Source organism: Nesterenkonia marinintestina, from assembly GCF_025420485.1.
Lineage (GTDB): Bacteria > Actinomycetota > Actinomycetes > Actinomycetales > Micrococcaceae > Nesterenkonia > Nesterenkonia marinintestina.
Genome location: NZ_JAOEFD010000011.1, coordinates 19,647 through 45,775, shown reverse-complemented (window position 1 = coordinate 45,775; position 26,129 = coordinate 19,647). Strand labels below are relative to the sequence as shown.

The 26,129-nt window shown below is 68.9% G+C and carries 22 protein-coding genes; 14 read left to right on the top strand and 8 right to left on the bottom strand.

Annotated elements, in window-relative coordinates:
• Window positions 1-37: 37 nt before the first annotated feature.
• Both N7E59_RS09350 and N7E59_RS09345 read left to right on the top strand, forming a co-directional pair.
• Window positions 38-388 (top strand): metal-sensitive transcriptional regulator, encoded by a 351-nt coding sequence (locus N7E59_RS09350; RefSeq protein ID WP_390905037.1) that lies wholly within the window; start codon window positions 38-40, stop codon window positions 386-388.
• A gap of 181 nt (window positions 389-569) precedes the next feature.
• On the top strand, window positions 570-1,484 hold the full coding sequence (locus N7E59_RS09345; RefSeq protein ID WP_261624665.1) for a DMT family transporter: 915 nt from the start codon (window positions 570-572) through the stop codon (window positions 1,482-1,484).
• 19 nt (window positions 1,485-1,503) lie between these two features.
• Here the strand turns inward: N7E59_RS09345 and hutI are convergent, their stop codons facing one another.
• From hutI to N7E59_RS09325, 4 genes are read right to left on the bottom strand one after another with little or no spacing between them, the layout of a single operon-like run.
• Window positions 1,504-2,694, bottom strand: coding sequence for an imidazolonepropionase (gene hutI / locus N7E59_RS09340; RefSeq protein ID WP_261624664.1), 1,191 nt, complete (start codon window positions 2,692-2,694; stop codon window positions 1,504-1,506).
• Between the two features lie 31 nt (window positions 2,695-2,725).
• Window positions 2,726-4,072, bottom strand: a complete 1,347-nt coding sequence (locus N7E59_RS09335; RefSeq protein ID WP_261624663.1) for a Na+/H+ antiporter NhaC family protein — start codon at window positions 4,070-4,072, stop codon at window positions 2,726-2,728.
• A 28-nt stretch (window positions 4,073-4,100) separates the two neighbouring features.
• Complete coding sequence (locus N7E59_RS09330) at window positions 4,101-5,462, bottom strand: YjiH family protein (protein ID WP_261624662.1); 1,362 nt, start codon at window positions 5,460-5,462, stop codon at window positions 4,101-4,103.
• Window positions 5,463-5,494: 32 nt separating this feature from the next.
• On the bottom strand, window positions 5,495-7,186 hold the full coding sequence (locus tag N7E59_RS09325) for a urocanate hydratase (RefSeq protein WP_261624661.1): 1,692 nt from the start codon (window positions 7,184-7,186) through the stop codon (window positions 5,495-5,497).
• A gap of 158 nt (window positions 7,187-7,344) precedes the next feature.
• On the opposite strand from N7E59_RS09325, the gene hutG reads away from it, so the two are divergent.
• Together hutG and N7E59_RS09315 are read left to right on the top strand one after the other, a co-directional pair.
• Window positions 7,345-8,391: a formimidoylglutamase gene (gene hutG, locus N7E59_RS09320; protein ID WP_261624660.1), complete on the top strand. Its 1,047-nt coding sequence runs from the start codon at window positions 7,345-7,347 to the stop codon at window positions 8,389-8,391.
• Complete coding sequence (locus N7E59_RS09315) at window positions 8,391-9,053, top strand: IclR family transcriptional regulator (RefSeq protein WP_261624659.1); 663 nt, start codon at window positions 8,391-8,393, stop codon at window positions 9,051-9,053. The genes hutG and N7E59_RS09315 overlap by 1 nt, the downstream gene beginning before the upstream one ends.
• A 9-nt stretch (window positions 9,054-9,062) precedes the next feature.
• On the opposite strand, the gene N7E59_RS09310 is transcribed toward N7E59_RS09315, so the two are convergent.
• A complete protein-coding gene (locus tag N7E59_RS09310; protein ID WP_261624658.1) occupies window positions 9,063-10,457 on the bottom strand; it encodes a hypothetical protein in 1,395 nt (464 codons plus the stop codon).
• A 149-nt stretch (window positions 10,458-10,606) separates the two neighbouring features.
• Here N7E59_RS09310 and N7E59_RS09305 point away from each other — a divergent pair, with 149 nt between their 5' ends.
• The 4 genes from N7E59_RS09305 (at window position 10,607) to N7E59_RS09290 (ending at window position 16,911) form a co-directional block, all read left to right on the top strand.
• Window positions 10,607-11,443: a methyltransferase domain-containing protein gene (locus N7E59_RS09305; RefSeq protein WP_261624657.1), complete on the top strand. Its 837-nt coding sequence runs from the start codon at window positions 10,607-10,609 to the stop codon at window positions 11,441-11,443.
• Window positions 11,444-11,647: 204 nt separating this feature from the next.
• Window positions 11,648-12,730 carry a CPBP family intramembrane glutamic endopeptidase gene (locus N7E59_RS09300; protein ID WP_261624656.1) on the top strand — a complete coding sequence of 361 codons (1,083 nt, stop codon included), beginning with the start codon at window positions 11,648-11,650 and terminating at the stop codon, window positions 12,728-12,730.
• Complete coding sequence (locus N7E59_RS09295; RefSeq protein WP_261624655.1) at window positions 12,727-14,787, top strand: penicillin-binding transpeptidase domain-containing protein; 2,061 nt, start codon at window positions 12,727-12,729, stop codon at window positions 14,785-14,787. Before N7E59_RS09300 ends, N7E59_RS09295 begins: the two co-directional genes overlap by 4 nt.
• A 138-nt stretch (window positions 14,788-14,925) precedes the next feature.
• Window positions 14,926-16,911, top strand: coding sequence for a BCCT family transporter (locus N7E59_RS09290; protein ID WP_261624654.1), 1,986 nt, complete (start codon window positions 14,926-14,928; stop codon window positions 16,909-16,911).
• 192 nt (window positions 16,912-17,103) lie between these two features.
• Here N7E59_RS09290 and wecC read toward each other — a convergent pair whose 3' ends face one another.
• Window positions 17,104-18,366, bottom strand: a complete 1,263-nt coding sequence (wecC, locus tag N7E59_RS09285) for a UDP-N-acetyl-D-mannosamine dehydrogenase (RefSeq protein WP_261624653.1) — start codon at window positions 18,364-18,366, stop codon at window positions 17,104-17,106.
• 756 nt (window positions 18,367-19,122) lie between these two features.
• On the opposite strand from wecC, the gene N7E59_RS09280 reads away from it, so the two are divergent.
• The 6 genes from N7E59_RS09280 (at window position 19,123) to N7E59_RS09255 (ending at window position 24,420) form a co-directional block, all read left to right on the top strand.
• Window positions 19,123-19,935 (top strand): hypothetical protein, encoded by an 813-nt coding sequence (locus N7E59_RS09280; RefSeq protein WP_261624652.1) that lies wholly within the window; start codon window positions 19,123-19,125, stop codon window positions 19,933-19,935.
• 78 nt (window positions 19,936-20,013) lie between these two features.
• The gene (locus N7E59_RS09275; RefSeq protein WP_261624651.1) at window positions 20,014-20,322 is read left to right on the top strand and encodes a hypothetical protein; all 309 of its coding nucleotides are present in this window, start codon (window positions 20,014-20,016) and stop codon (window positions 20,320-20,322) included.
• Entirely contained in the window at window positions 20,322-21,143 is an 822-nt protein-coding gene (gene trmB / locus N7E59_RS09270) for a tRNA (guanosine(46)-N7)-methyltransferase TrmB (RefSeq protein WP_261624650.1), read from the top strand. Before N7E59_RS09275 ends, trmB begins: the two co-directional genes overlap by 1 nt.
• A 136-nt stretch (window positions 21,144-21,279) precedes the next feature.
• Entirely contained in the window at window positions 21,280-22,914 is a 1,635-nt protein-coding gene (locus N7E59_RS09265; RefSeq protein ID WP_261624649.1) for an AbgT family transporter, read from the top strand.
• An 85-nt stretch (window positions 22,915-22,999) separates the two neighbouring features.
• Window positions 23,000-24,208, top strand: a complete 1,209-nt coding sequence (locus N7E59_RS09260; protein WP_261624648.1) for a M20 family metallopeptidase — start codon at window positions 23,000-23,002, stop codon at window positions 24,206-24,208.
• Complete coding sequence (locus tag N7E59_RS09255) at window positions 24,205-24,420, top strand: hypothetical protein (protein WP_261624647.1); 216 nt, start codon at window positions 24,205-24,207, stop codon at window positions 24,418-24,420. Before N7E59_RS09260 ends, N7E59_RS09255 begins: the two co-directional genes overlap by 4 nt.
• Window positions 24,421-24,512: 92 nt before the next feature.
• Here N7E59_RS09255 and N7E59_RS09250 read toward each other — a convergent pair whose 3' ends face one another.
• Together N7E59_RS09250 and N7E59_RS09245 are read right to left on the bottom strand one after the other, a co-directional pair.
• Window positions 24,513-25,013 carry a heat shock protein transcriptional repressor HspR gene (locus tag N7E59_RS09250; protein ID WP_261624646.1) on the bottom strand — a complete coding sequence of 167 codons (501 nt, stop codon included), beginning with the start codon at window positions 25,011-25,013 and terminating at the stop codon, window positions 24,513-24,515.
• Window positions 25,013-26,026 (bottom strand): DnaJ C-terminal domain-containing protein, encoded by a 1,014-nt coding sequence (locus tag N7E59_RS09245; protein WP_261624645.1) that lies wholly within the window; start codon window positions 26,024-26,026, stop codon window positions 25,013-25,015. Before N7E59_RS09245 ends, N7E59_RS09250 begins: the two co-directional genes overlap by 1 nt.
• Between the last annotated feature and the right edge of the window lie 103 nt (window positions 26,027-26,129).

The window sequence follows — 26,129 nt, the reverse complement described above, 5'->3', positions numbered from 1 at the left end:
ACCCCTATAGGGTATATTTCCTCCAGGAGGAGGCCCCATGAGCGAGCAGCATCACACAGCATCCGAGGCCGACGACGACGGCCCCGCCGGCGCCTGCGAGGACGGCCGGCACGGGTACATGAGCGAGAAGTCGAAGTACCTCACCCGGCTGCGGCGGGTGGAGGGGCAGGTCCGCGGCATCCATCGGATGGTCGACGAGGACGTCTACTGCATCGACATCCTCACCCAGATCAGTGCGCTGCAGTCGGCGCTGGAGAACGTGGGGCTCGCCCTGCTCGACGACCACCTGCGGCACTGCGTGGCCCATGCGATGGAGTCCGGCGGCGAGGACGCCGAGGCGAAGCTCCAGGAGGCCTCGGCGGCGATCCGTCGGCTCGTGAAGTCCTGAGCGGCCCCCTACCCGCATCGAGTCCCCGATCCCTGCAGCGTGTCGGGCTCGAATCGGCCCAAAGTGCTGCAGAGATCGGGGACTCGATGGAGGGGTGGGGTGGGACTCGATGGAGGGGTTCGGCTGAGGCTCGGCGGGGGCGTTTCTGGGTCTCGATCGGGCGCATGCTAGAACTGGCCTGATGGTCACTCCCCTGCGCGGCACGCTCATGCTCATCTGCGGCACCGCCGCGATGGGCGCCTCCGCGCTGCTGGTCTCCGTGATCGACGCAGACCTCATCGCCATCGCCGCGCTGCGCTGCCTGCTCGCGGTGCCGATGATGCTGCCCATGGTGCTCTGGGAGCTCTCCCGCGTGGACCGCTCCAGCGCCCTCCCCCGCCGCACGGTGATCGGCGCGCTGATCGCCGGGCTCGCCCTCGGCACCGACTACGTGTTCTGGAACTTCTCCATCGCCGAGGTGGGCCCGGGCATCGCCACCGTGCTGCTGAACGTGCAGCTGATCGTGCTGCCGCTGATCGCCTGGGCCATGGAGGGCACCCGCCCGATGCCGGTGCTGGGGCTGATCATCCCGGTCATGTTCCTGGGTCTGGTGCTGGTCGCCGGGGCGCTGGACCTCGGCGAGCTGCGCATCGGAGGGGTCATCTTCGGCCTCATCGCCGGCACCGGCTACGCCTGCTATCTGGCGGTCATCCGCCGCACCGCACCGGCGACGACGAAGCCCGCCCCCTTCACGGTCCTCGCCCTGGTGGGGCTCTCCGCCGGCACGGCCGCGCTGATCGCGGGGCTCGTCTCCGGCGGGATGGGTCTGCCCGCCACACCCGCGGACTGGGGGTGGCTGCTGCTGCTCGCGTTCCTGGGTCAGGTGGTCGTCTACTGGTTCATCAACACCGGGATGCTCGGGGTCCAGGAGACGGTGGCCAGCGTGCTGCTCCTGCTGCCCGGGGTGTTCTCCCTGGCGCTGGCGGCGGTGCTGCTCGGCGACGTCCCGACTCCGGGTCAGCTGATCGGCTGCGCGATCATCATCCTGGGGGCCTGGTGGGCCTCAGCGGCCGCGCAGCGTCACCAGCGACGCCGGGCCGCCAGGCAGGTCACCTGAAGCCGTCGACCAGACCGGTTCACACCATGCGGCGGCCAGCACGCCACACCGAGTGTGTCAGCGGCATGCCGGGCCGGTAGGCCAGGTGGATCGCGGCCGGGGCGTCGAGCAGGTGCAGGTCCGCCCGCTTCCCGACCTCGATCGATCCGACCTCGTCCTGGGCGCGCATCGCCAGCGCTCCCCCGTAGGTGGCGGCCCGCAGCGCCTCGGCGAGGCTGAGGTGCATCTGCAGCACGGCGGTGCCGACGTTGAAGCTCATCGACGTGGTGCAGCTGGTGCCGGGGTTGCAGTTCGAGGCCAGGGCGATCTCCACCCCGGCGTCGAGCAGCCGGCGTCCCGGGGCGAGGGGCTGGCGGGTGGAGAGGTCGCAGGCGGGCAGGCAGGTGGCCACGGTCCCCGGCGTCCCGGAGGACACCCCGGCGTCCCAACCGCTCCAAGTGCCGGCGAGCGCGGCGACGTCGTCGTCGGCGAGGTGGTTGACGTGGTCGACGCTGGCCGCGCCGAGCTCGACGGCCAGTCGGACGCCGGGGCCTTCGCCGAGCTGGTTGCCGTGGACGCGCAGTCCCAGTCCGGCGGCGGCGCAGACCTGGAGCACCCGTCGGGACTGGGCCTCGTCGAAGGCGCCGGTCTCGCAGAACACGTCGGCGAACCGCACATACGGGCGCACCGCCTCGAGCATGGGGCCGCAGACGGTGTCGAGGTAGTCGTCGGCGTCGGCTCCGGCGGGCACCAGGTGGGCGCCGAGGAAGGTGACGGCGTCGACCTCGTCGGCGGCGAGTCGGGCGTGCCGGGCCTCCTCGTCGGTGTCGAGTCCGTAGCCGGTCTTGGTCTCGAGGTAGGTGGTGCCGCCTGCGACGGCTTCGGCCACCCGGTCGCGGATGAGTCGGGTCAGGGTCGCGTCGTCGGCCTGCCGGGTGGCGTCGGTGGTCACGCCGATCCCGCCGGCGGAGTAGGACTGTCCGGCCATGCGGGCTTCGAATTCGGCGCTGCGGTCGCCGGCGAAGACCAGGTGGGTGTGGGAGTCGACCCAGCCCGGGAGCATGGCCCGGCCGTTGGCGTCGACGACGGCGTCTGCGGCCGGGGCTGAGCCGGCGGGTCCGATCCAGCCGATCCGGTCGTCCTCGACGACGACGGCGGCGTCGTGCAGCACCCGCGCCTCGGCGTCGACGGTGGTGAGCTCTCCGATTCCGGTGATGAGCGTGGACGTCATGGTCGGGTCCTCCTCGGTGGCGGGGTGCGGGTCAGAGCACCAGGGCGGCGACGACTCCGCCGATGAACAGCGGGATGTTGTAGTGCAGGAAGGTGGGGACGCAGGTGTCCCAGATGTGGTCGTGCTGGCCGTCGACGTTGAGTCCGGAGGTGGGGCCGAGGGTGGAGTCGGAGGCCGGGGAGCCGGCGTCGCCGATGGCGCCGGCCGCGCCGATCAGGGCGGCGGTGGCCAGCGGGGAGAAGCCGAGGGTGGCGGCCAGGGGCACGAAGATCGCCGCGAGCACGGGGATGGTGCCGAAGGAGGTGCCGATGCCCATGGTGACGATCAGTCCGACGGTCATCATCATCAGCGCGCCGACGAGGTGGCTGTCGCCGATGATGCCGCCGGCGGCGGAGACGAGGTCCTCGACGGCGCCGGTCTCGCGGAGCACGGCGGCGTAGCCGGAGGCGATGAGCATGATGAACGCGATGGTGCCCATCATGGCCACACCGCCGGTGACGGCCTCGTCGCCGCGGCGCCACCGCTCGCCGCGGAGCAGGAAGATGGTGAGCACGCCGCCGAGACCGGCGATGACCAGGGAGCTGAAGACCAGCTGCAGCACCAGGGTGACGGCGAGCGCGATGAGCACGACGACGTGCTGCCAGGTCCATCCTCCGTGGGGCTCGGCGTCGCCTGACGTCTCGTCGTCGCCTGCCGGCTCGCTGGACTCGATGCTGAACCGGGTCTCCACCTCGGCGTACTCCCGACTGCGGCGGTAGCTCACCAGCACGGCGACGACCAGTCCGACGAGCATCCCGGCGGTCGGGATGGCCATGGCGGCGGGGATCGCGCCGAGGGAGAGATCCATGCCGTGGGAGCTCATCTCTTCGGCGACGATGCCCTGGAAGATGAGTCCGAACCCGAGCGGCACGATCAGGTAGGGGGCCTTGAGCCCGAAGGTGAGCGCGCAGGCGACGGCTCGTCGGTCGATGCGCATCCTGTCGAAGGCGGTGAGCAGCGGCGGGATGAGGATGGGGATGAATGCGATGTGCACGGGCACGAGGTTCTGCGAGAAGCAGGCGAGCCCGGCCAGGGCGAAGAGCACGGCGCCGCGTCGACCGCGGATCAGCGGCATCACGGTGCGCACGAGCTTGCCGGTGAGTCCGGAGCGGGCGACCATCACCGCGAGGACGCCCAGCAGCAGGTAGCTCAGGGCGGTCTCCCCCTGCCCGCCGAGTCCGTCGACCAGGGTGGTGAAGATGTCGGCGGGCCCGAGCCCGGCGAGCAGTCCGGCGACGACGGCGGCGATGAGCAGCGCGAGCAGCACGTGCACCCCGCTCAGCGCCAGGACGCACAGCACCAGCACGGAGAGCAGCACCGGGTTCAGCAGCGCGTCCATGGTGATCTCCCTCGTCGGCGGCGGGTGGTCAGGCCAGGTACAGGACCAGGTGGGCCAGCGGAACGGTGAGGACCAGGGTGAGCACCACCCTCTGTGCCCAGATGACCACCAGGTGCCAGACCTTCAGCGGAATCTCGGTCGCCATGATCGCCGGAACCACTGCCGAGAAGAAGATGATAGCGGAGACACAGACCACGGCGATCACCAGGCGGAGCAGCTCTGACTCGGCTCCCGCTACCAGAGTGGCGGGCAGGAACATCTCGGCGATGCCCACTGCGGCCGCCGTCGACGCCAGATCGGGTTCAGGCAGCCTGAGGAGCCACACGAAGGGGTAGAACAGGTAACCGACCCATTCGAACACCGGCGTGAACTTCTCGATGATGAGGGCGATCAGACCCACCGACATGATGGACGGGAGGATCTGCGACACCATGACGACTCCGTCACGGAGGTTGATCCACAGGTTCCGCGGAAGTGACGGGGCGTGGGCGAGCTGTTCCATGGCGTCGGACCATGCGGTGCGCAGCCGACCTCCGGTGATCGGAGTCTCCGGGTCCGGCTCAGCCTCCGGGTAGGTCTCGTTCGGGATGGTGCTCAGAGGTGGCAGCCGAGCCGTCAGCGCAGTCACGGCGAAGGTGACGAACAGAGCGAGGAAGAAGTACCAGAGCCACAGGTGCATCAGGTCCAGGGTCCGGGCGACGATGACCATGAAGGTGACCGAGACGGTGGAGAATCCGGTGGCGATGATCGCAGCTTCCCGACCTGTGTACGTTCCGCCGCGGTACAGCCGATCGGTGATCAGGAGGCCGAGGGCGTAGCTGCCGACGAACGACGCCACAGCGTCCACCGCGGATCGGCCCGGGGTTCGCCACACGGGTCGCATCAGGGGTCGGACGACTACTCCGATGAACTCCATGAGCCCGTATCCGATGAGCAGCGCCAGGAAGATCGCCCCGATGGGAACGATCAGCCCGACCGGGATGACCAGACTGTTGAACAGGAAGGGACCGAGCTGCTCGTCGAACAGGAAGCCCGGTCCGACGTCGAAGACCATCATGGTCGCGGCGGCGAGCCCGACGACGTTCAGCAGCGCGAACACCGTCTTGGTCTGGCTGACCCGCCATCGTCCGGTGGCGAAGGGATAGATCGCGCCACCGAGGATGATCGCAAGGATCAGGTAAGGGGCTGCGCCGCCGAGGAGTTCGCGGAACCCGCTGACGATGTGGTCGAGGGGGACCGTGGTGTCTCCCCCGATGGTCATCGGGACGAAGAACACCACGATCCCGATCGCCGAGTAGAGGAAGAACCGCCAGACGCCCTTGGGCCTGGCACTTCCGGCATGGGTGCCGTTGGGCGCCTCTGATGACCCGTGTGTCGATCGTGTACTCATGTTGACTCCTTCAGGAACCGGGACAGCGCCGGTCAGTCCTGCTCGTGCATCGGCACGCGCACTCCGCGCTCGTGGGCGATGTCGGCGGCGCGGTCGTATCCGGCGTCGACGTGGCGGAACACGCCCATGGCGGGGTCGTTGGTGAGCAGCGCCTCGAGCTTCGCGGCGGCGAGCTCGGTGCCGTCGGCCAGGCCCACCTGTCCGGCGTGGATGGAGCGGCCGATGCCGACCCCTCCCCCGTGGTGGACGGACACCCAGGTCGCCCCCGAGGAGGTGGCGGTCAGGGCGTTGAGCAGCGGCCAGTCGGCGACGGCGTCGGAGCCGTCGAGCATGGCCTCGGTCTCTCGGTAGGGGGAGGCCACGGATCCGGAGTCGAGGTGGTCGCGTCCGATGGCGATCGGCGCGGAGACCTTCCCTTCGGCGACGAGTTGGTTGAACAGGAGTCCGGCCCGGTGGCGTTCGCCGTACCCGAGCCAGCAGATCCGTGCCGGCAGCCCTTCGAACTCGACATACTCGCCGGCGGCGTCGATCCAGGTGTGCAGATGCTCGTTCTCGGGGAAGAGCTCCTTGATGGCCTGGTCGGTGACCCGGATGTCCTCCGGGTCGCCGGAGAGCGCGACCCACCGGAACGGTCCGAGCCCTTCGCAGAACAGGGGGCGGATGTAGGCGGGCACGAAGCCGGGGAACTCGAAGGCGCGGGCGTACCCGGCGGTGCGGGCCTCATCGCGGATGGAGTTGCCGTAGTCGAAGACCTCGGCTCCGGCGTCCTGGAACTCGACCATGGCCTGGACCTGGCGGGCCATGGACTCCTGGGCCTTCTTGGTGAAGCCCTCGGGGTCGGCCTTGGCCTCCCGGTCCCATTCGTCGACGGTGTATTCGCTCGGCAGGTAGGACAGCGGGTCGTGGGCGGAGGTCTGGTCGGTGACGACGTCGACCTCGATCTCTCCCTCCCGGTGTCGGCGCAGCACCTCGGCGAACACGTCGGCCGCGTTGCCCACGAGCCCGACGGAGAGCGCCCGACGCTCGGACTTCGCGGCGGTGACCTTGGCCAGCGCGGCGTCGAGGTCGGTCTCCACCTCGTCGAGGTACCGCTTGGAGCGTCGCCGCTTCAGCCGCTCCTCGGAGACGTCGACGACGAGCACCGCTCCTCCGTTGAGGGTAACGGCAAGCGGCTGGGCGCCTCCCATGCCTCCGCAGCCGCCGGTCAGGGTGAGCGTGCCGGCCAGGGTGCCGCCGAAGCGCCTGCGGCCGACGGCGGCGAAGGTCTCGTAGGTGCCCTGGAGGATGCCCTGGGTGGCGATGTAGATCCAGGAGCCTGCGGTCATCTGGCCGTACATCATCAGACCTTCGGCCTCGAGCTTCCGGAACTCGGGCCAGGTGGCCCAGTCGCCGACGAGGTTGGAGTTGGCGATGAGCACCCGCGGCGCCCAGCGGTTGGTGCGCACGACGCCGACGGGCTTGCCGGACTGGACGAGGAGGGTCTCGTCGTCGTCGAGGTCCTTCAGGGTCTCGACGATGGCGTCGTAGGCCTCCCAGCTGCGGGCGGCCCGTCCGGTGCCGCCGTAGACGACGAGGTCTTCGGGGCGCTCGGCGACCTCGGGGTCGAGGTTGTTCATGAGCATGCGCAGCGGGGCCTCGGTCTGCCAGCTCTTGGCGGTCAGCTCGGTGCCGCGCGGTGCGCGGATCTCACGCGACGGGTCGTGCTGGGTGAAGCTCTGCGTCATGACGGCGCCCTTCTCTTGACCTCTACGAGGCGATCGGTCTTCCATTCAATAAAATATGACTGCTACCTATTGAAACTGTGATCGACGTCATCCGCAACCCTGGGAGGTGATAGATTCGGATCACCGCTCGCCCCTTCGACAGGTCACAGGAGACCCCTATGTCGGCCCCACCTCACGACGTGACGTCGTGGACCGGTCGTCACGACGGCGACGGCGCCCCCCACGCCCGATGGCACGAGGTCGTGCAGGTGCTCGCGGAGCTCCCCGACACCGCCTACGACCCCCGGAGCGCGGCCGAGGCCACCGACCACGTCGCCCTGCTGGGCTTCCGCTCCGACGAGGGTGTGCGCCGCAACGGTGGCCGCCCGGGCGCGGCGGAGGGCCCGGAGGCGCTGCGCCGGGCCCTGGCGCCGATGGCGCTGCACGGCGCACCGGCGGCGGGTGAGATCGGCATCCTCGACCGCGGCGATGTGACCACGGCCGGCGAGGACCTCGAGTCCGGGCAGGATGAGGCCGCGGCGGCCGTCACCAGAGCTCTGGACGCCGAGGGTTGCCGGCTGACCGTGGTGCTCGGCGGCGGGCATGAGACCGCCTGGCCGTCCTACCGGGGGCTCGTGGACTCCGAGCTGATGTCCCCGCGCGCCGACGGCACCCGCCCGCGCTGGGGCGTGCTGAATCTGGACGCCCACTTCGATCTGCGCCGCGAGCCGCGCCCCACCTCGGGGACCCCGTTCCTGCAGATGGCCGAGGCCGAGTCCGCCCGCGGCGCCGAGCTCGAGTACCTGGTGCTGGGCATCGCTGAGCCCTCCAACACGGGGATCCTCTTCGACACAGCCCGCAGCCGCGGGGTCCGGTGGATGACCGACGTGGACTGTGAGCAGGCCGGGGCCGCCGGCGTGCGGCAGGTCGTCGAGGAGTTCGCCGCCGACCTGGACGTGCTCTATCTGACGGTGGACTTGGATGTGCTGCCCGCCGCCGTCGCACCCGGGGTCTCCGCCCCCGCCGCGCTCGGGGTCTCGGCGCCGATCGTGCTGGCCGCAGTCGCCGCGGCCGCGGGCACGGGGAAGCTGGCGCTGCTCGACGTGGTCGAGCTGAATCCGTCGCTGGACGTCGAGTCCCGCACGGCGAAGACTGCGGCCCGACTGATCGACGAGTCCGTCCGCGTGGCCCTCGGCGCCGGCGCCCCGGCAAGCGAGGTGGCGTGATGACGGAGTCCTCGACCCGGACGGTGGACCGCGCCCTGGCCCTGCTGGCCTCGGTGTGCGACCGCGGGAGCGCGACCTTGGCCGAAGCGGCGCGGGACTCGGAGCTGCCGGCGAGCACCGCGCTGCGGCTGATGCGCACCCTGGAGTCCTCGGACTTCCTGACCCGTGATCCGGACAACGGCTACCGGGCCGGGCCGCGGCTGATCCAGCTGGGTGCCCAGGCGTTCACCCGGCAGATGCTGGTCTCCCTGAGCGAGACGCCCATGCAGGATGTGGTGGACGCGACGGGTGAGTCGGTGTACCTCTCGGTCCCGGGGCCCCGGGACTCGGTGCTGTATGTCTCGATCCTGGAGGGGACCCATTCGGTCCGGCACACCAACTGGGTGGGGCGGACGATCCCCCAGTCGGAGTCCGCCGCCGGCGCGGTGATGCGCGGGGAGACTCCGGAGTCGGGCTATGTGGCGCTGGAGAACACGATCGAGGACGACGTCACGGCGATCAGCGCCCCCATCGCCGTGGGAGACCGGGTGGTCGCGGCGATGAGCACCCTGGTGCCCACCTACCGCATCGACGACCAGCGGCTGGCCCGCTGCGGCGAGGCGCTGGTGCAGGCCACCGCGCAGGTGGCCGCCGCCCTCGGGGAGGACGACGGCCGGGCCTAGACGCGGACCTCAGTGGTCGTGATCCTCATGGTTATGCTCCTCGTGATCGTGACCTTCGTGGTCCTCGTCCGCACCCTTCGGTACGCGGCCGTCGGCGATCGCGATCTCGTTGGGGACCACGTCGAGCTCGGCGGAGTTGATGATCTTCCGCTCGGTGAGGTCGACCAGGTGCACCTCCTGGGACTCCGGGTCGGTGATGTAGGCCAGGTCGCCGTCGACGGTGATCGCCGGGCGCGGCTCCTGCCACTCCTCCGGCTCGGTCCAGGGGTCCATGATCTCCAGCTCCCAGGCGTCCTCGCCGGACTCGTCGTAGGCGTGCAGCACTCCGTCCTCGGCGAGCACCAGTGCTTCGCCCTCCGGGCCGCGGGCCAGGGATCGGAAGTTGTAGGCCGCGCCGACGTCGACGCCGGTGAACTCCTGGGTCTCGGCGTCGAGGAGCGCGATCTCGGTCATCGGCTCCTCCCCGTCCGGGTCGAGGTTCCGGTCGCCGAGCAGCACAGTGGATCCTTCGGCCGGGAACAGGTTCCCGGTGCGCGCATAGCCGTCTGAGGTCTCGACGCTGTCCTCGGCCGCGACCTTGGTGAACTCGCCGTCGGAGTAGAGCAGGGCGCCGTCCTCGCAGCCGAGCGCGAGGGTGCCGTCGTCCATGGCGGTCTCCCCGTGGACTCCGGGGCAGTCCTCGGAGGCCGCGATCTCCTCGCCGTCGGCGTCGACGACGCGGGCGCCGCTGCGGTCGTCTCCGTCGCCGATGGTCTCGAGCCGAGAGCCGTCGGCCAGGGTGACGGCGACTCCGTGGTGGGCGTCGGGGACGGAGGCCTCCTCAGCGTCGATCTCTGTCTCGGCGTCGAGGCTGTCGAGGTCGTAGGTGCGGATCTCACCGGAGCCGTCGAAGAAGAGGGTGCCGGTGCCCTCGTGGGAGACCACATGCCCAGGGGTGTCCCCGTCGACGGTGATGTCGGTGAGCAGCGGGTCGGTGGTGTAGGAGTGGCTGTGGTCGCCGTGCGGCTCACCCCAGGTCCCGGCGTCGAGGAGTCGGAAGCCCTCCCCCTCGGTGAGGAAGAGGTGACGACCGTCGCCGGCGGGGTTAAGCCGCAGGAACCCGTCGGCGGGGAAGTCGGCGAGCTCCTCGAGCGTGGCGCCCTCCAGCACCTGGACGCCGCCGTCGTAGGTCACCGCGAGGCGGGGCGTGGGTCCGCCGGCCTCGGAGGTCTCCCGCTCGGACGGCTCCACGGAGTCATCCGAAGGCTCATCCGCCGACTGCTTACCAGTCTCCTCCGCAGAGTCCTCGGCAGTGTTACCCTCAGCCGCCTCGGCTCCCCCGTCGTCAGTGCTGCAGGCGCCGAGCAGCGCCATCAGGGCCAGGGCGGCGGTGGTCTGTGTGATGATCATCGTCGAGTTCTTCATGAGAATGATTATCAACACGCTCACTCTTTATTGCAAACCGTTCTCATCACTGTGTCGACGGTCAGTCTCCCGGACCGTCCCGACCTGCGCCTGTGTCCATTTGCGTCCGCCCCTGCCGCCGGACGCCGCGGCCTCCATACACTGAGAGCATGCCCGCCTCCTCGGACCCCGCCGCCCCCTCGGCACGCGGCGTCGGCAGCACCCACTGGAACCCCGCCCGATACCTGACGTTCGCAGGTGAGCGCCTCCAGCCGTTCATCGACCTGCTCCACCGCGCGGGCGTGCCGGAGACCCGGCGCATCGTGGACCTGGGCTGCGGACCGGGCACGGGGATGCCGGTGCTGCGCGCGCTGTGGCCGGAGGCCTCGATCGTGGGCGTGGACTCCAGCGCGGAGATGCTCGAGCGTGCCGCCCAGTCCACTGCGGACGACGCGTCGGTGAGCTATCTCCGCTCGGACATCCGGGACTTCCGGCTGGGTGAACCGGCGGATCTGGTAGTCTCGAATGCGGCGCTGCAGTGGCTGCCCGAGCACCGCGCGCTGCTGCCGCAGATCATGGATCAGGTCGCCCCGGGCGGGGCGCTGGCGGTGCAGGTGCCGGGGAACTTCGACGCCCCGAGCCACAGGCTGCTGGCGGAGTTCGCGACCTCGGCGCCGTACTCCGACCACATCGACCCGGACTCGCTGCTGCAGCCCACGTCGCAGCTGCAGGACTACATGCTCGACGTCGCCCGGGACGGGTGGACGGTGGACGCCTGGGAGACCCGCTACCACCACATCCTCACCGGCGAGGACCCGGTGTTCACCTGGATCTCCTCGACCGCGGCCCGTCCGGTGCTGGAGGCGCTTCCGGATCCGCTGCGTGAGCGGTTCGTCGCCGAGTACAAGGCCGCCCTGGCGGAGGCGTATCCGCCGAACCGGCTGGGCACGATCCTGCCGTTCCGTCGGCTGTTCTTCGTCGCCCGCCACCTGCCCGACGAGGCCTGAGCTCCCCACCCTCCCCTCCCCCCTCCCATCGAGTCCCAGATTCCTGCAGCGTGTCGGGCCGAAAACACCCGAAACTGTGCCTGAAACAGGGGACTCGATCATGAGGGGGCGGTCAGCTGCGGCGAGTATCATCGGGCTCTGTCCCCGATCCCTGAGCTGACCGGCCGTGTTCGGCCGTGACGGTGAGGAGCACCGAGCCCGCACATGCCGCAGACCACCGCCGAGAAGCCCGTCCGGCTCCGCACGAGTCCGGCCACCCCGCGCACACCGCTGGTGCTGCTCGGCAGCTTCGCCCTGCTGACCCTGGCCCTGGGCTGGGCGGTCGCCGCCCGCGCGCTCTTCGAGGATCCCCAGCAGCGAACCACCGAACTCACCGGCACGGTCTACAACCTGTTCATCCTCACCCCCGCGGTGGCGGCGGTCATCATCTACCTCTTCGAGCGCCGTCAGCCGGCGTCGGTCCTGTACGGCCACATCGGTCGACGCGACGACGGCGGCGCCGCGGGGCGTGCCCTGCGCCCGCAGACGATCACCGACGCCCTGGGCATCACCCCGCTGCGTCCGCTGGGCCGACTGTTCGGGTGGAGCGTGCTGGCGCTGCTGCTGTTCCTCGGGCTCTCGGCGGCGGCGATCCCGGTGGGTGCGGCGTTGGGCGTCTTCCCGCTGGATGCGTCCATGCCGATCTTCCTGCAGGATCTGGAGCGTCGGCTCGGGCATGACGCCGCGGAGTTCCTGACCACGGGGCTGGCGGTGGAGTTCCTGCTGATCATCGGCTGGGCGGTGGTCAACGTGTTCGTCCACGCGGGGCAGGAGATCGGCTGGCGCGGTTATCTGTTCCCGCGGCTGCACCTGCGCTGGGGTGCGGTGCCGGCGGTGCTGATCACCGGTGTGCTCAACGGGCTGTGGTTCGCCCCGCTGCTGGCGGTGGGCTTCTACTATCAGAACACTCCGGTGTTCGTGGCCGGGGCTCTGATGGTCGGCTACTGCGTGGTGATCGGCGGGCTGCTGGCCTGGCTGCGGATGCGGTCGGGGTCGATCTGGCCGGCGGCGTTCGCGCAGTCGATGATCACCTCGGCGGCGATCCTGCCGACCTGGTTTGCCGCGATGGGCGACACCCTCGACGTCCGTCAGGCCACCTTGCAGGGGTGGTCGGGCTGGCTGGTGCCGGCCGCGATTCTGCTGGTGCTGCTGCTCACCGCGCGCCGCAGCTTCGCCGGCCCGGAGACCACAGCCCCTGAGACCACCACCCCCGAGACCCCGGTCCCTCCGAGCCGATCTGAGGCATGATGACCGCTCCCCCGCAGCCCGTCCGCTCCTCAGCACGACCGTCGGCACACCCGCCGGCGCACCGATCAGCCCGCCCGTCCGCCCGTCTGATCGGCGTCGGCGCCCTGGGCCTGGGGGTCGCGCTGCTGCTCTCGGGGTGCGCGGAGGAGCGTCCGGATCCGGAGCCGACGGCGGAGCGTCTGGCCGAGGCGCTGAGCAGCGGGGACTTCGAGGAGCTCGACGCGACCGAAGGCGACCTGGAGTCCCTCTCCTCGGGAGTCGAGGACTTCGGTGAGGCGTTCGGCGAGGTGCGCCCGGAGGTCACGGTCTCGGAGGTGGAGGTCACCGAGCCGGAGGAGGATTCGGTCCGCCCGCCCACGGCCGCGGTGTCCCTCCACCACGCCTGGGCCTTGGACGAGGTCGGCGCGGAGGGCGAGACCTGGGAGTACGACACCGAGGCTCAGCTGACCTACTCGGAGGACGAGGAGTCCTGGCTGGTGGAGCCGGAGACGACCTCGATCCACGAGGACTTCACCGGGGATCAGACCCCGTCGGTCTCGGCGGTCGCCCCGGAGCGCGGCAAGATCCTGGACGGCAACGACCGGGCCCTGGTCTCGGACAGCACGGTGTACAGCATCGGGATCGACAAGACCCGCATCCTGTCCGATCTGCAGGTCGAGGACGAGTCGGTCGAGGGCGACGGCGACGGCGGCGCCACGGAGGACCAGCAGCGTCAGGCGGCCACTGCGTTGGCGGAGCTGGTGGACATCGACCCGGTGGTCTTCGCCGATCAGGTGGTCGGCCACGGTGATGATGCGTTCGTGGAGGCCACCGTGCATCGGGCGGATTCGGATGAGATCACCGCCGCGGAGGTGGAGGAGATCCCGGGCGCGGTGGCTCGTGAGCAGTCGATGTCGCTGCCCACGGATGAGGATCTGGCCCCCTCGCTGATCGGGACGGTGGGCCCGGTGACGGCGGAGGACCTGGAGGAGGACCCGGATCTGGATCCGGCGGGGCTGATCGGCCAGTCGGGGGTGCAGGCCTCCCAGGAGGAGGTGCTCGGCGGGGAGCCGGGGATGCGCATCACCATGGCCGGGGACACCGTGTATGAGTCGGAGGCGGTCGACGGTGAGGATGTGCGGACCAGTCTGGATCCGCAGATCCAGCAGCTGGCCCAGGACGTGGTGGACGGGATCGGCGAGGAGTCGTCGATCGTGGCGGTCCGGCCCTCTGACGGCGGCCTGGTCGCCGCGGCGGGTCAGGGCTATGTGGGGTCGGGGCTGCAGCACCTCTACGCACCGGGGTCGACGTTCAAGGTGGTCACGGCGCTGACGATGCTGCGTGACGGCGTGGAGCCGGGGTCCACGGTGCAGTGCCCGACCTCGACGGTGATCCATGGGCAGCAGTTCAACAATGTGCCGGGGTATCCGGGCAGCTCGGTGGGGTCGATCCCGTTCCGCACGGCGGTGGCGGACTCCTGCAACACCGTGTTCGCGGACAATGCGTCGGACGTGGACGCCGAGCAGCTGAACCGGGCGGCCCAGGATCTGGGGATCACGGCGAACGAGGACTTCGGCCTGCCGGTGCAGATGGGCTCGGTGCCCCCGGACTCGCAGGACAACCTGCTGGCCGCGGACATGCTCGGCCAGGGCGTGGTGCAGGCGTCTCCGCTGGGGATGGCCACGGTGATGGCCTCGGTGGCGGCCGGTGAGACGGTGCGCCCGCACCTGGTCGTCCCGGACGAGGAGGACGCCGAGGACGACGCCGACGAGAACGGCGACGACGCCGACTCCGGTCTCACCGCCGAGGAGGCCGAGGCCCTGACCGAGCTGCTGGAGGGAACGGTCGACGAGGGCACCCTGGACGGGATGGATTCGATCCCGGGCGAGCATGTGTTCGCGAAGACCGGCACCGCGGAGGTCGGCACCGGTGACGACATGTATTCCCACACATGGGTGGTCGCGTTCCAGGGTGATCTGGCGGTGGCGATCTTCGTCGAGGAGGGAGACTTCGGTTCGACGACGAACGGTCCGATCCTCCACGAGTTCCTCTCTGGTGTGCACGAGATCCGCCGGTAGTCCCTCAGCAGCTCCCCTCGTGTGACCTGTGCCCTACGATGTGCATAGCCGGGTCGGCGTCGGCGGCGCCGCGTCGACCTCGGCGTCCACTCGTAGGACTGAGGTCGAGGCACAGCAGCACAGAGGGAGAGCACTGTCATGGACGATGATCAGCCGCGTCGCAGCGGGTCGGGGACCGGTCGGAAGAGGGTGCGTCGGGCCGGCGCCGCGCTGGAGCGGATCAGCCCCTACCGGCGTCCGCGCAAGGACTATCCCCATGACATCCACCCGGCCCTGGTGCCGGGCATCAGCATCGATGAGCAGCGTCGTCGCTACGGCCTGGACTCGTTCGTCTTCATCCTCGGCGGCACGCTGACCATCGCGTTCATCGTCTGGGGCGCGGTGAGCCTGGGGTCGGTGGAGCAGATCACCTCGGCCGCGTTCGACTGGACGATGGAGAACGCCGGCTGGCTGTTCAACATCCTGGCGATCGTGGTGCTGACCTTCGTGCTGGTGATCGCGGTGTCCCCGTTCGGACGCATCCGCCTGGGCCGCGACGACGAGGACCCGGAGTATTCGACGTTCTCCTGGGTGGCGATGCTCTTCGCCGCCGGCATCGGCATCGGCGTCCTGTTCTTCGGTCCCTCGGAGCCGCTGACCTACTTCCACACTCCTCCGCCGAACACGGTGGATGCGGAGACGGTGGAGGCGATCCACACCTCGATGGCGCAGACCTACTACCACTGGGGCTTCCACGCCTGGGCGATGTACGCACTGGTGGGCGGCGCCGTGGCCTATGCGGCGTATCGGCGCGGCCGGGTGTTCCTGATGTCATCGATCTTCGAGACCCTGTTCGGCAAGCGGCATTCGGAGGGCCTGGCCGGCAAGCTGGTGGACATGTTCGCCATCGTGGCGACCCTGTTCGGCACCGCCGCCGCCCTGGGCATCGCGGCGCTGCAGATCGGCCAGGGCGTCACGGTGGTGACCGACATCGAGGTCACCCAGGTGATCACCGTCGGCATCATCACGGTGCTGACCTGCGGGTTCATCCTCTCGGCGGTCTCGGGCGTGGCCCGCGGAATCCGGTACCTGTCCAGCATCAACATCGTGCTGACGGTGGGCATCGTCGCCCTGGTGTTCTTCCTGGGTCCGACCCTTTTCCTGCTGAACCTGCTGCCCTCGGCGCTGATGGAGTACATGGGGTCGTTCTTCGACCTGATGGGCCGTTCGGCCTCCTGGGGTGAGGACACCCTGGAGTTCCAGTCCGCGTGGACGGTGTTCTACTGGGCCTGGTGGATCTCCTGGTCCCCGTTCGTGGGGCTGTTCATCGCCCGCATCTCCCGGGGTCGGACGCTGCGGCAGTTCCTGCTGGGGGTCACGCTGATCCCGTCGTCGCTGCTGTTCGTGGCCTACGGGATCATGGGCGGGACCTCGATCTTCATGTACCGGGACGGGCTGCCCGGATTCAGCGATGAGATGGCTCCCCCGGAGGTGCTGTTCACGATCATCGAGCAGCTGCCGTACGTGGAGTGGCTGCCGTTCGTGGTGATCGTGGTGCTGGCGATCTTCTTCATCACCTCGGCGGACTCGGCCTCGGTGGTGATGGGGATCCTCTCCAGCCGCGGGGATCAGAATCCGCGGAAGTTCACCGTGATCTTCTGGGGCCTGGTGATGGCCGGCGTGGCCACGATCATGCTGCTGATCGGTGGGGAGACCGCGCTGCAGGGTCTGCAGAATCTGGTGATCGTCACGGCGTTGCCGTTCGCGCTGATCATGCTGGTGCTGATGGTGGGCTTCGTGAAGGAGCTGGGCACGGATCCGCTGTCGCTGCGGCACCGCTATGCGCGTCAGGCGCTGTCGAATGCGGTGCTGGACGGGGTGGATCGGTACGGCGACGACTGGCAGCTGCAGGTGGTCCCCTCGAACCCGGGTGAGGGTGCGGGCAAGGAGATCGACTCCACGGCGGCCGAGTACACCGAGTGGTATCGCCGCACCGATGAGGACGGCAATCCGGTGGGCTATGACTTCGAGACCGGCACGTGGGCCGACGGCTGGGACCCGGAGACGGGTCGGACCTCGACGGTCAGCTCCGATGACGATGACGCCTCTGACCGAGAGTCGTCCGTCGGGGACGAGGGCCGCTGAGGATCGAGTGGAGCAACCTGACGCCTACCGAGGCACCCGGTGCGCGGAGTGCGTCGGCGAGTTCGGGCCAGGACTGATGCGATCAACCGTCGGCTGAATCACTCAGGAGAGGAGCGATGTTCCGCCATCGACGTCGAGCGTGGTTCTCCGCTGCTGACCCGGACGGATCGTCCTGGATGTACAGGTTTCTGATCAGGCCTGTCGCCAGAGGCCCCGAGTGTCCAGCACGACCTTCTCCCGGAGCAGGTCCTGGTCAACGTGGTTGAACGGGGCGTGGTCCACTAGCAGTAGGACGATGTCGGCGCGCTCAAGACCATCGGACAACGAGCTCAGTTCGACGTTCGTCCGAACCGCGAGGTCTGGCGGGAGCTCATCTATGTTCGGCTCCACGACGAGCAGCTTGCCGTCGGACAACCTCTGGGCCAGCTCTGCCACGATGTTCCGCGACGGTGACTCGCGGAGGTCATCGATGTTCGCCTTGAACGCGATTCCCAAGGCTGCGATGACCGGCTGCCGGAAGCGCTCCGCCTTACCCATGACCTGCTCCACGACATGCCGGGGCTTGGAATCGTTGACCTCTCGCGCTGTGGAGATCAGTCGGGAGTTCTGCTCGTCGGCCGACACGATGAACCACGGGTCCACGGCGATGCAGTGCCCACCCACGCCGGGGCCCGGTTTGAGGATGTTCACCCGCGGATGGTGGTTGGCCAGCTCGATGAGTTCCCAGACATCGATCCCCAAGTGATCCGAGATGAGTGACAGTTCGTTGGCGAAGGCGATATTGACGTCGCGGAAGGCGTTCTCCGTCAGCTTCGCCATCTCAGCCGTTTTCGCCTCAGTGAGCAGCAGTTCTCCCTGGCAGAATCGGGAGTATAGGTCTCGTGCCATCTCGGCCGCCGCCCGCGTCGTTCCGCCGATGATGCGATCGTTCTGTACAAGTTCGATCATGATCCGTCCGGGCAGCACGCGTTCAGGACAGTGAGCGAAGTACACCGAGTTGGGGTGTCCGTCCTCGCCCGTCAGATCGCCACGTTCGGCCAGGATGACCTCCGCCATCCGCTCGGTCGCTCCTGGCGGCGAAGTGGACTCAAGGATGACCAGCTCACCACCGGTGAGGTGTGGGGCGATGCTCCTCGCCGCCGACTCGATATAGGTCAGGTCCGCACGGTGTTCGTCCGTGAATGGAGTCGGCACCGCAACGACGTACGCTTCGGCCGGAGACACCTCGACCTGAGCCTTCAATCGCCCTTGGGCCACGACTCCGGCCACAGCTGTTTCGAGTCCTTCTTCGACGAAGGGAACCGTGCCGCGATTGACTGCGTCCACAGTCACAGCATTGACGTCGACACCCGTCACCGTGGCTCCGGACTGAGCAAGGACCGTCGCCGTCGGCAGTCCGATATAGCCGAGCCCGATCACACAGACGGACTTCGCCGCAGGTCGCTGAGGTGTCATGAGCACACCACTTCCGGATTCGATGGAAAGAAATCGTTCCAGGACTGGCCTCGGGGCTCCTGTTCGCCCTCGACCCTCGACGACACGGCCCAGATTCGAACGGCGTCAGGCTAGCACAGCGGTGGAGATCGTAAAGGTGACACCTGCTGCTCATGATGTCCCCGTCCAGGTGCTGCTCGTACCTCGACGGCGAGCCCATCACACTCCCACTGCTGGCCGACCGTAAATCTCTCTCCGCCCGACAGCCGGCGCTGCCGGCGATTCAGTCCATCGGTCTGACGGGCTGAGCACGATGCGAGCATGCTGGGACCACTCGGTTGCGAGCGTTCTCCACCACCTCCATCCTGGGACACCCCACTCCGAATCTCTGCTGGAAGTGTCCGCCACTGCATTCGTCATCTTCGACGAGACATCGCCCCTCCGAAATCTGCCCATGAGTTCGGATCTACCCGATTCGATGTGCCACCTCAGGATGTTGTACGTATCGATTTCGAACGCATCCGAAGTAAGACTGATACGCCGGAGAGCGAAGGACTTCGTCTTGAATCATTTCTGTCACTGGAGGATGATCACTCTCTCCGAACGATCTCCGGGGACTCATCGTCGTCATTCCTCACCACCGTAGAATCCGGTGAAAAGTCACCCTAAGTGTGGAAAGCTGAGGGTTGGGTCTGAGTTCGCAGTCGACGAAGCATCGCTCTGATGTTCGTCCGGGGGACGACAGATTCTCACTGTGACCGAGGGGACGGAGAACTGATGGTGTCGATGCTCAGCAGGTCTGGGTGGATGGCGATGACGGCCGGCGTCGCGCTCACGCTGACGGCCTGTGGGCCGGGGGACGAGGGCGCAGATGCCTCAGAGGAGAGTCCGGCCACTGAAGATCCGCAGACTGAGTCCACTGAGGACGAGGACTCGGAGGGCACCGGTTCTGCTGACGATTCGGACGCCGGAGACGAGGCGGAGGAGCCGGAGGACGAGGAGACCACGACCGACGACTCCGAGACTGGCGACTCGGACGACGAGTCTGACGATGAGGACGAAGAGTCGGAAGACGACGCTGATGAGTCCGACGAGGAGCCGTCCCCCGAGGATGAGGACGAAGATAACGACGGGGAGGACGAAGGCGCCGTGGACGGTGATCGTGTCGACCCTGACAGGTTCTACGTGACCGCCAATCCCGGGGTAGACGCCTGGGGATTCCGGACTCCTTCCGGGCGGCACGGATGCACGTTCACCGTCACCTCTATCACCGGACCGGAGCAGATGGTGGTCGGCTGCCACGCCGACTTCGACGCCGACGCCGAGTTCCCGATCTCAAACACGCCGTGGTTCATGATCCTCAGCGCCCAGGGCGCAGAGTTCTATCCGCTCAGCGACACCTCGTTCCCTCCAGGTGACGCCGTGTTGGAGTATGGCGAAGTCTTGGAGATCGACGGAGTGGCCTGCACCGTGAGCGAAGAAGGCGTCCGGTGTGAGTCCGGCGGAGAATACATGTCGTTCTCCGGCTCCGGATACGAATTCTCCACCGACAACACGAACTGGGAGAGCCTGGAGAACACGACGCTCTGACGTGTGCCGGCCCCGCCAGGACCGGGACTCCCCCTCCCAGGTAGGCTGTACCGACGCCTGACCACCGGAGGAAGACGAGTGACCCCCCAGGATCCCGCACCTCGCACGCCCGTGCGCGCCGCCGTCTCCGGCAGCTGCGTGTCCCGGGACACCTCGGCGATCGTCGGCAATCTCGCCGTGAGCCCCCGTGAGCTCAACGACGTCATCAATGTGCCCGAGGTTCGCGCCGACCCCGACCGTGTTTGGGGACTCGCGCCCTTCCACTACTCCCCCGACGTCTACGCGGAGATCCTGCTCCGCCTCGCCGAGGACTTCGACGCGCTGCCCAAGAGCGCCGTCAAGGACGTGATCGCCGCATCCGGCGAACCGGCGGAGGACAAGTCCTGATGGACGAGCAGAAGCGCCCCGTCATGCGCCGCCCGCTGTCCTTCGTACGGCGCAGCAACAACCTGCCCCCGCGCCGTCAGCGCGCCTGGGACGCCGCCCTGGGCCACGAGCTGCTCGACATCCCCCACGGCGAGCGCGACACCGCAGTCGCCGACGGGTTCCGCATCGACTGGGATGCCGAATTCGGACGCCGCGCCCACCGCGTCCTGGAGATCGGCACCGGCTCCGGAGAGGCCGTGGTCCACGCCGCCCACCAGAACCCGGACACCGACTTCATCGCCGTCGAGGTCTACCGGCCCGGCGTGGCTCAGCTGGCCTCCCGTCTGCGCCGCGAGGGCCTGACCAACGTGCGCATCGCCTGCGTGGACGCCGTCGAACTGATCGACAAGCTCATGCCCCGCGGCACCGTCGACGAGCTCTGGGTGTTCTTCCCAGATCCCTGGCACAAGACCAAACACCACAAGCGCCGCCTGGTGCAGGAACCCTTCATCGACCGGGTCGCCCGTCTCCTCCCCGAGGGTGGGCTGTGGCGCCTGGCCACCGACTGGTCCGGCTACGCCGCACAGATGCGCGACCTCATCTCCGCCGACGCGCGGTTCACCAACCTCCACGCCGGCGAGCGCTCCGGCGAGGAGTCCCCACTGACCGCGGTCCGCCACCAGGGCCTCGAGAAGCAGGACCCCCTCGACTGGGACGAGGCTCTCGACGAGGTCGGCGGCTGGGCCCCACGCTTCGACGGCCGCGTGCTGACCGACTTCGAGGCCAAGGCCCACGAGGCCGGGCGCCGCATCTTCGACCTCACCTTCCGCCGCGAGGGCTGAGTCTCCCCGGGCCTGCTCGGCTGTCAGGACCCCTTCCGCATGATCTGCGTCACGCTACACTTGCCGAACCAACGTGCACTGAACGATTCCGCACCATGTACACGCAGTGAGCGGAACACCGCCGAGGGGGCGCACCATGGCATCGCACCACTCTGAGGACGAACCGAAGAAGGACCGCGGCTCGGACACCGACGTCGCCCCCAAGGAGGGACGGCTGGTCCGCTCCCTGCAGTGGGTCGAGAAGATCGGCAACTACCTGCCGCACCCGTTCTGGCTGTTCGTCATCCTCGCCGGCGTCGTCATCGTGCTCTCGGCGATCCTCGAGGCCTTCGGCATCGGTGCGGTCAACCCCGCCGACGGTGAGCAGATCGACGTCCAGTCCCTGATGACCCCCGACGGGTTCCAACAGATGATCACCGACGCGGTGCAGAACTTCGTCGAGTTCCCGCCCCTCGGCCTGATCATCACCGTGATGCTCGGCGTCGCCGTGGCCGAGGGCTCCGGGCTCATCAGTGCGGCGATCCGCGTCGTCGTCGCCCGAGTCTCCAAGCGCTGGTTGACCTTCACCATCGCCCTGGCCGGTGTCACCGGCTCGGTCGCCTCCGACGCCATCTACGTCATCCTCATCCCGCTGGCCGCCGCCGCGTTCAAAGCCGTCGGCCGCTCCGCGGTGCTCGGAGCGATCGTCGCCTTCGGCTCAGCCTCGGCCGGATACAACGCCTCCCTGCTCATCACCGCCACGGACCCGCTGCTCGCCGGGATCTCCACCGCCGGTGCGCAGCTGATCGACGAAGAGTACGTCGTCTCCCCCATCGCCAACTACTTCTTCTCCATGGCCTCCGCGGTGGTGCTCGCCGGCATCGTCACCCTCGTGGCCGAGCTGCTGCTGGTGAAGATCAGCGACCGGTTCCGCGCCGCCGAGGACGCCGAAGGCGGCGCGGCCACCGCAGTGCTCACCGCCGGACGCGACATGGACCCGGACGCCACGACCGACGGCGCCGAGCTGCTGCAGTACTCCAAGGAGGAGGTCCGCGGGCTGCGGTGGAGCATCCTGGCGCTGCTGGGCTTCCTCGCCGTCTACTTCTCCCTGCTGCTGGTCCCCGGCTCCCCGATGGAGGGCGAGGGCGGCGACGCCCTGGAGTCCCCGCTGCTGACCGACATCGCCCTGCCCATCGCCCTGGCGTTCCTCGTCGTCGGTGTGGCCTACGGGGTGGTCACCGGCACGATCCGGAAGTTCCAGGACGTGCCGGAGATGATGGGACGCTCGATCATGGAGCTCGCCCCGATCATCGTGATCTTCTTCGCCGCCGCGCAGTTCATCGCCTACTTCAGCTGGTCGAACATCGGCTCAGTGCTGGCCATCAACGGCGCCGACGTCCTGGAGCAGGCCAACCTGCCCGTCGTGGTGCTCTTCGCCGGAGTGGTGCTTCTGGTGGCGGGGTTCAACTTCTTCATCACCTCGGGCTCGGCACAGTGGACGCTGATGGCGCCGGTCCTGGTGCCGATGCTGATGATCCTGGGCATCGACCCCGAGGTCACCCAGATGCTGTTCCGCATGGGCGACTCCCCCACCAACATCATCTCCCCGATGAGCCCCTACTTCGCCCTGGTGCTGGGCTACCTCCAGCGGTACTACCCGCGTGCCGGCATCGGCACCCTGCTCTCGATGACCCTGCCCATCTCCATCGCCATGCTGGTCGGCTGGTTCCTGTTCTTCATGCTGTGGTACGCCTTGGGCATCCCGCTCGGCCCGGGCGTGCCCGTGCGCTGAGCCGTCGAACCGGAACGATTCGAACCGGACCGAGCTCTGTGACCGCTCCGACCACCCCTCCCGACCGGAAGGTGACCACCGACCCATGACGACCACGCCCGCCACCGCCGTGGCCGAGTACATCGAAGCCCGCCGCGACGAGTTCATCGAGGACCTGCGCACCCTGGTCCACGCCGAGACCCCCAGCCAGGACAAGCCCCTGCTGGACGCCGGGCTCGAGGTGGTCCGCCGAGTGGTGGTGAACCTGCTGGGAGAACCCTCGGCGGAGACCCGGCACGACGGCGGCACCTACGGCGACGTGCTCGACCTGCGCTGGGAGGGCCGCGACGACGACGGCGCCGAGCTCACCGGTGACGCGGCCGGTGACCCCGTGCTCGTGGTCTGCCACTACGACACCGTCTGGCCCGCCGGGACCATCCAGACCTGGCCGCTGACCGTGGACGGAGACCGGCTCACCGGACCCGGTGTGCTGGACATGAAGTTCGGGATCGTGCAGACCGCCTGGGCGGTCAAGGCCCTGCGGGAGCTCGGCGTGGGACACCCGCCGGTGCGGATGCTGCTCACCGGCGATGAGGAGATCGGGTCGGTCGCAGGGCGCCCGCACATCGAGGCCGCTGCTCAGGAGTCCGCGCTGACCCTGGTCACCGAGCCCAGCGCGGCCGGGAACCCCAAGGACCGACGCAAGGGCATGGTGTTCGCCGACCTGCGCGTCACCGGACGGCAGGCCCACGCCGGGCTGGAGCCGGAGAAGGGGGCCAGCGCGGTGCACGCCCTGGCCGCACTGGTCGGCGACGTCGTCGACCTCGCCTCCCCCGAGCACGGGACCACCGTGACCGTGGGGACCTTCCACGGCGGGACCGGACGCAACGTGGTGGCCGGATCGGCCGAAGCCCTGGTGGACGTGCGGGTGACCGAACCCGCCGAACAGGACCGTGTGGTGGCCGGGCTGGAAGGCCTGCGGCTGCCAGCACCCCACGCCGACGACGAGCGGCTCTCCCTGGACGTCGACGTCGACGCCAACCGTCCGCCGATGAACCCGACCCCGGAGACTGAGGTCGTGCTGGACCGGGTGAAGGAGATCGGCCGTCAGCTGGGGCGGGAGCTGGAGCCCACCGCCGTGGGCGGCGCCTCCGACGCGAACTTCGTCTCGGCCCTCGGCCTGCCCGTGGTCGACGGCCTGGGCGCAGTGGGCGAGGGCCCGCACGCGGTGCACGAGCACATCCTGATCTCCGGGATCGCCCCACAGACCGCCCTGCTCGCCGGCATCCTCAACGACCGGACCCGGGACCGGTGACTCCGGCCGGGTCCCCAGGCGGCCGGCGGTTCCTCGGCAGCAGGATCGGCCTGCTGCTCGCCGCGGTCGCCGCCGCGCTGGGCGGTGCGGGGCTCGCGTTCAGCCTCGTGCTCGGCGACGTCTACACTTCGATCACCTTCGGAGTGATCCTCGCCCTGGGGGCGGTCCTGCTGTTCATGCAGCGCCACGCCGCCGACCCCGGACGCGGCTGACCCAAGCAAAATGACGTGACCCCTGCGAATAAGCAGGGGTCACGTCAGGTTTCGGGTGGTCACACGCCTCGGCGGGCTGAGGCTCGGTCCTCTCACCGGCGGCGCGACCTCTCATCCCAGACCACCAGCGCCTGGGTCTGGGTCCGGGTCAGCGAGCGGCTCGCCCCTCGGGGCCGGCGTCCGCGGTCCACCGGCTCGGCCTCCCCGTACGGACCGACCGCGAAGAAGCGCGGCTTCGTGGAATGCCGCTGCGCCTCACGCAGCTCGAACCGCAGCGCATCCACCGTGCCGGAGAGCTCCTCCACACGGTTCTCCAGCTCGATGATCCGCCGGATCCCCTCCAGCGAGACCCCCTCCTGGGACAGGCGCTGGATCTCCCGCAGCTGCTCCACGTCGTGCGGAGAGTACCGACGATGCCGTCCGCCCTGCCGCTTCGGGATCACCAGCCCGATCCTGTCGTACTGGCGCAGCGTCTGCGGGTGCATCTCCGCCAGCTGAGCGGCCACCGAGATCACGAACAGCGGCGCATGCCGCTGCCCCGGCTCCCGCAGCCGCGGGTCGTCCGGGTCCGGGATCCTGCGCCGCGGAGTCATCAGAGCCTCGCCCTCTGCTCCAGCCCGTCGCGCGGATCCTGACCGGCGGTCGCCGCCGCGTAGGCCTCCACCGCCTCACGGGCCTCATCGCTCAGTTCTGCGGGCACCTGGACGTCCAGCACGACCAGCATGTCCCCCGGCGTCCTGTTCTTCCGTCGAACTCCCTGCTCCTTCAGACGCAGGACCTTGCCCGTCGAGGACCCGGCCGGGACCTTGATCCGCTTCTGCTCCCCGTGCACCGTCGGCACAGAGACCGTCGCCCCGAGCACCGCCTCGTCGAAGCTCACCGGAAGGTGGACGCGGATGTCGTCGCCGTCGCGCTCGAAGAACCTGTGCGGGGTGACCTTCACCGTCACCATCAGGTCGCCGTCGCCGCCGGGGCTCGACTGCCCCTTGCCCTTGACCCGGACCTTCTGGCCGTCGCGGATCCCGGCGGGCACCTTCACGTCGATGACGTGGCCGTCGGGCTCACGCAGCCCCACCTGGGTGCCGCTGATCGACCCGGCGAAGGAGATCGTCGTCTCCGCGGACCGGTCCGCACCCTTGGCCGGGGCGCCGCCGCCGAAGCGACCGCCGAATCCGCCGCCCCCCATGTTCCCGAAGATGTCCTCGAAGCCGGCCGGGAAGCCGCCGGCGCCGCCCGCCGTGCCCGGAGGCGTGCCGCGCCGAGTGCGCGTGTAACCGCCGCCACCGGTGTTGAACAGCCCCCCGAAGAGGTCCTCGAACCCGGCGGCACCTCCGCCGCCGCCCGCCGGCGCGCCGGAGAACCTCGCGCCCGAACCCATGGCCCGGATCGCGTCGTACTGCTCCCGCTGCTCGGCGTCGGAGAGCACCGTGTAGGCCTCCCCCACGTCCTTGAACCGCTTCTCGGCCTTCTCATCGCCGGAGTTCGTGTCCGGGTGATACTTGCGGGCCAGCTTGCGGTAGGCCTTCTTGATCTCCGCCTGATCGGCGTCCTTCGAGACGCCGAGGATCGCGTAGAAGTCCTTGTTCAACCAATCCTGTGAGGCCACGGCGCCTCCCTTCCTTCTGCTGAAGAGTCTGACCTGCCGGTCGGGGTGATGGAAAGTGTCATAGAAGTCTGTGATGCGGGTCGGGCCGGCCGATCCTGCCCTC